We start from the raw sequence: 5,216 nt of genomic DNA on the forward strand, positions 1-5,216 counted from the left end.
GACGCGAAGGCGAAGCCGGCCCGCCCCGGACCTGATCGGCCGCGACTTCCACGCCGAGCACCCCGGCACCAAGCTGGTCGGCGACATCACCTACCGGGCCTTGACCCCTGATGTTGGACACACGAGACACTGGATCCTGAGGATCTGAGAACGGACATCTCGTGGTCATGAAGAATTACCCGCCGGAATTCAAGGCGGACGCGGTCGCGCTGTACGAGTCGCGGCCCGAGGCGACGATCAGGTCGGTCGCCGCCGATCTGGGGATCAGTCCGGAGACGCTGCGGAACTGGGTCCGGGCTGCCGGAGCAAGCCGTCCACGGGGACGCCGGACGCAGGAACCGGCCCAGCCGCCGGCACCGCTGGAGGCGGAGAACGCGGCTCTGCGGAAGAAGGTTCGCGAGCTCGAGGAGGAACGCGAGATCCTGCGGAAGGCCGCCAAGTATTTCGCCGGGGAGACGCGCTGGTGAACCGCTTCCAGTGCGTCGTCGACCACCAGCGCCGCTACGGCGTGAAGCGGCTCTGCAGCATCCTCGGCGTCAGCCGCTCGAGCTTCTACTACTGGCGTCGGACAGCCGCGGACCGGGCCGCCCGGCAGGCGGCCGACGCGAGGCTGGCCGCCCGGATCCGGGCGGTGCACCAGGAATCGGACGGCACCTACGGAGCCCCAAGGATCACCGCCGAGCTCCGCGAGGCGAGCGGTGAGGCGGTCAACCACAAACGTGTCGCCAGGATCATGCGGGCATCCGGGATCGAAGGAGTCCGGTTGCGCCGCCGGCACCGCACCACCGTCCCAGATCCGGCCGCGGCCAAGCCCCCGGACCTGATCGGCCGCGACTTCACCGCGGGCAAGCCGAACACGAAGTACGTCGGCGACATCACCTACCTGCCCATCGACGGCGGGAAGTTCTGCTACCTGGCGACCGTGATCGACCTCGCATCGCGCCGTCTGGCCGGCTGGGCGATCGCCGACCACATGCGCGCGGACCTCGTCACCGACGCCCTGGCCGCGGCGATCCGCACCCGCGGCAGCCTCGCCGGATCGATCATGCACACCGACCACGGAGCCCAGTACACGAGCAGGTTATTCCCCGAAGCCTGCAGGTCAGCAGGGGTCCGGCGAAGCATGAGCGCGGTCGGGTCCAGCGCGGACAACGCACTCGCCGAGTCCTTCAACGCGACCTTCAAACGCGAGACCCTGCAGGGACGAAAGACCTGGCCCAACGAGCGCGAGGCCCGACTCGACGCCTTCAGATGGCTCCACCGCTACAACACCCGACGCAGACACTCCCGCCTCGGACAACGATCACCAATCGCCTTCGAGAACGCCCTCCACCTCACACCAACTACGCTCGCCCAAGCCGCATAACCCGTGTCCAGGATCCGGGGTCAAGGCCCGTGTTCGTGACCCAGGTGATCGGTCAGCTCACCTTCGAGAGCCGACTCCAGGACCCGCTTCGTCAGCTGCAGCAGCAGCCCGCCCTCACCAGTCAGCTTCAACCCGCCGGCCTGAGCCCGGGCCACCAGCTGAGCCACCAGAGCATCATCCGCACAGCCTCATCAATCCCGGCGCCCCTCGTCACGTCAGTCATAAACTGCCGCTCTCTGCGCGGAGGTTACACCGTTCGCGGCAGGCCCGCCCATCGGACAGGACCTAGCCGGCGGAACAGGCGACCCGGCGGGTTCTTCCCGGTCAGAGCACTGGCCACACGCCTACTAGTCTTGTGCCGCCGCCTCCTTTCGGGCGGCGATGAGGTGCTCAACTTTTAAGGTGACGGAAACTGGTGATGACAAGCCGAGGTAGAGCAGCCGCTCTGTGTTGTCGGGCAGAAGCAGGAGAAGGTCTGTCACGGACATAACCTGGTGGTCCGGCACATCCACGTCCAAGGCACCGCTTGCGGGCAACGGACTGAAGATAGCCGTGGCTTGGAGACCCTCGGGTGTGATTGCGATCCGTGGTTTACCCTTCCCGTCGAGCGGCACTGCCACTTGCTCAACCTCAGCGAGCGCACGGACCAAGTCTTCCTGAGGGCCATAGCCGGTGGCAGTTCGCTGGAGCGCGGCCTCTACGGCGTCGGCGGGGTGGGGCCAGCCGAGCGCCTCAGGAGAGGGCCGGTACTCGTCGTTGTCCTGCCACTCCACTATTTGGCCGTGCGCGTTACTGCGCCAGCGGCCGAGTACGGCCCAGGTCGGGGGCATGCCCTCGCCCCCCCAGTTGGGGTCGGGCAGGAAAAGCCAGTTCTCTGGGGCCTGCCGCGCCGCGTCGAGGGCCCACGGCGGCGGGACGGGCATGTCCTCCCCTCGTGCTGTGAAGCGTCGCGGCTGGATGATGCCGGGGTCCCAGATGCCGGTCACGTGTTCGTCGTCCTCTACCTGTCCGGTCTCTGTCCACATCGGGACCGGAACTGGGTCGGGGAGTTCAATGGGCATGGATTCCTCGCTTGTCTTCTCGGTTGTTTGGATCACGGGCCCTCTGACCTCTTCCTGGGGTGTCGGTTGGCGTAAGAAAGGTGTTGTCTCCGCTGGGTCGGGGCGATCACCGACGTGCGCATGCACCAATAGCTCCTCCCGTCACATTTTCGAGGCCGCGGAGAGGAAGCGTCACCCGGGTTGACCATCCCGACAATTGGCCTACCCGTTTACAGAGCGCTGGCCAGAGAGGCGGATGAAGGCGATCGCCTCGTTCCTCTCCGCAGAAGGCACTTCGTCGGTCCGGGCGCTCCCCCGTCTCGGCCTGCCCTGGACATGGGTGAGGGGGCCAACACCGGCAGTTCTCGGACCACCTCCGTGCCGTGCAGCGCGATGTCGCGGGAGAGAGCCGACTTTGCCTGCCCCGCGTTCGTGGATGACGACCGGTAGCGGCAGCTTGATCCCCTCCGGCCATACGGCTGGAGCATTTTGGCCCCCACCGGCCTCTCCGTCATTGCGCGTTCGACGTGGTCAGCGTCTCGCCAGCCCTTGGTGCTTGATCAGCTCGGCCTTGATGGATGAAGTCGTTCACCAGGTCCCACGCCCGATCGGTATCCAGGACAAAGTCTCCTGTGAACGCGGCAAGCTCGTCCGTGATCGCGACTTCGATCTCGGCCCCCGGGGGCACGGCGCCGTCTCCGGCAAGCAGAGACATCCGTTCGGTGTCACTCATCAGATGGACGACCGCGTGATCATCTTGGAAGGCCAGGATCAGCACAGGAAACTCCCTGTCCGGGCTACCGAACCTCGACGTACCCCCGGCCATGGGCGCGCAGGTCGGTGAAGCGGTCTGCCAGACTTCACCCCTGAACGTCTCTCAACCGGATGGAACAGTCCCGATTCCGGCGACGTCACCGCCCACACCACGCTCATCCAGCCACTCTTCTCACGCATGTCCTCACCTACGATCCAGGGCGACGCTCTCACACTCCACCTCGACACGACTACCGGGACTGGGTCGCGTGATACGAGCTCTACGGGGGTGAACTGTCCCTGGCTGCTGCGCGTTGAGGGTAGTGAGAGAACGGGACACGCAGTCGTCGTGGGTAGGAGCGCGTTGCAGCACCTCGTCAGGGCGGCCCCGCTTGCTCGTGGCGCGGGCCAGGCGAGCGAAAGGCGACGACACTCAAACTTCCCCGCATCGTCTGCTGGCAGCATCACCTATCGCCGCGTGTCTCCTACTTGGCCCAATGACAAACGAGAAGTGAAAGGTCCCTATGTACAAGGCTCGCATCATGGCGGGGCTCGCTACTGCCGCGACGGTGCTCATGGCGGGAAGTCCCGCTCAGGCAGTGGAATGGCCGTCTGACATCTACGCCTTCCAGAACGCCTACACCGGCAAGTGCCTGAGCGGAAGCGGCCGCAGTGTCAGTCAGCTGCCCTGCGGCCTTTCGGTCCCCCAGGGAGGCTCTCGTTCCACTGACTGGAACGTCGCGGACACTGACATGCCCAACTCGGTGAAGGGCGGCTTTATCATCCGAAACAAGGCGACAGGCCTATGCCTGGACACCAATGGTGCTGACGTCTACCTCTCGGGATGCGCCACGAGCGACCTTGGCCAACTTTGGACCCTGAACAACTGCGAACAGTCGTTTACCAGTTGGCTGGCCCACCAGCCCCTGACGGGCTGGAACAGCGGCGGTGTCTCTGTGGCCGCCCCTGAAACCGTCGACAACGACATGAAGAGTCGTTGGCATCTCGTCGGGGACACCGGCTGTGGTGGCTGAGAGCACCATGTGAGGGGTACGGGCTTCCCGGCCTGACCTGAGTCTCGCGGAAGCGCCGAAACTTGGGTTTTTCCGCTCGATTGCGCGACGCGCGGCATCAAGCCCCCACGCGCCGGCCCTCTGCCGCCGTTTGGCGCCCCGTTGAGCGAAGAGGTCCAGCCGTCGCGGCCGGACCTCTTCGTTTGCGGCGATCGTCGCGAAATCTTCGGCCATCGCCGTTGTCGTATCAGGACGGGGTGGCTACGCCGATATCGACGTGCAGGGTGGGCACCTGTCGGGCTGCTCACTGATCATCGGGAGCGTCATCGCGACCCCGGGCGATCTCGTCCCCCTCGTCCGCTCCCTGAGTCAACACCTCTCCGTGCCCCACGTGACATCCCTTTCACGGTGACCGGGAGGCTGCTGCGACCCGGCACCAACACCGTGCAGCTAGCCAGTTCGTACGGTGAGTACCCCGTACTGCGGTTGCAACGGATCACATTGCGCGCTGAAAGTGAAAACCGGACACCGTGGTTCAGCCTGACTGGTGTCGATAGACGCACGGTCATAGCGGACGCTGGGAGGCGCCGGTATCTCCAGGGCGCGAGCACGTCGGAGGCGGACCTTTCCAGAGTTCGGGCTTGGTGGCGCAGCCGCGAAGATCCTTCCACGGCAACCCGGTGAGCGCAGGCAGATCGCGGTTCCGTTCGGGGTCTTCGTTGAATGCGTGTCGCAGAATAGTTCCGCCGACGGCTTTCGGCCGTGATCGGCTCTGCCGCGCGGTTACTTTTCTCCGGTTTGCTGGTGGCTGGCGACGCGATGGGGTACCCGGGTGAAGTTCTACACGATCTTCCATGCGGTTCTGTCACACGCCTGAGGAGACGTTTCAGATCAGATAGCCGCAGGATCGCGGACCCGGAAATAGGCGCGGTCTATTGCGTCACCCGCGTACCCAGCAGTGCATCATTCGGATCACGGTAGCGACAGCGCTTTCGGTGTAGAGAAAGACCAGACATGGCGATTGAGTTCTCTCCGAGCTTCAGG

Annotated in this window: 4 protein-coding genes and 1 pseudogene; 2 read left to right on the forward strand and 3 right to left on the reverse strand. The window is 65.1% G+C overall.

Annotated elements, in window-relative coordinates; genetic code table 11:
- Positions 1–161 precede the first annotated feature (161 nt).
- A protein-coding gene (locus tag ACIOEW_RS41185) for an IS3 family transposase (RefSeq protein WP_401970742.1) occupies positions 162–1,366 on the forward strand; the annotation gives its coding sequence in 2 pieces (ribosomal slippage) (positions 162–453 and positions 453–1,366; 1,206 coding nt in all).
- 32 nt (positions 1,367–1,398) lie between these two features.
- On the opposite strand, the pseudogene ACIOEW_RS41190 reads toward ACIOEW_RS41185, so the two are convergent.
- From ACIOEW_RS41190 to ACIOEW_RS41200, 3 genes and pseudogenes are all read right to left on the reverse strand, one after another.
- A pseudogene (locus ACIOEW_RS41190) lies at positions 1,399–1,536 on the reverse strand (IS256 family transposase); the annotation flags it as partial.
- A gap of 177 nt (positions 1,537–1,713) precedes the next feature.
- Entirely contained in the window at positions 1,714–2,427 is a 714-nt protein-coding gene (locus ACIOEW_RS41195; protein ID WP_401970743.1) for a type VII secretion system-associated protein, read from the reverse strand.
- A gap of 490 nt (positions 2,428–2,917) precedes the next feature.
- Positions 2,918–3,184, reverse strand: coding sequence for a hypothetical protein (locus tag ACIOEW_RS41200; protein WP_401970745.1), 267 nt, complete (start codon positions 3,182–3,184; stop codon positions 2,918–2,920).
- 517 nt (positions 3,185–3,701) lie between these two features.
- Between ACIOEW_RS41200 and ACIOEW_RS41205 the strand changes: the two genes are divergently transcribed.
- Entirely contained in the window at positions 3,702–4,193 is a 492-nt protein-coding gene (locus tag ACIOEW_RS41205; RefSeq protein ID WP_401970747.1) for an RICIN domain-containing protein, read from the forward strand.
- The last annotated feature ends 1,023 nt before the right edge of the window (positions 4,194–5,216 follow it).

It is taken from the genome of Streptomyces sp. NPDC087901 (assembly GCF_044742205.1).
GTDB lineage: Bacteria > Actinomycetota > Actinomycetes > Streptomycetales > Streptomycetaceae > Streptomyces.

Bases quoted from the DNA above. Each gene is read 5' to 3' on its own strand.
- ACIOEW_RS41195 (WP_401970743.1), bottom strand. From the start codon at position 2,427: ATGCCCATTGAACTCCCCGACCCAGTTCCGGTCCCGATGTGGACAGAG.
- ACIOEW_RS41205 (WP_401970747.1), top strand. From the start codon at position 3,702: ATGGCGGGGCTCGCTACTGCCGCGACGGTGCTCATGGCGGGAAGTCCC.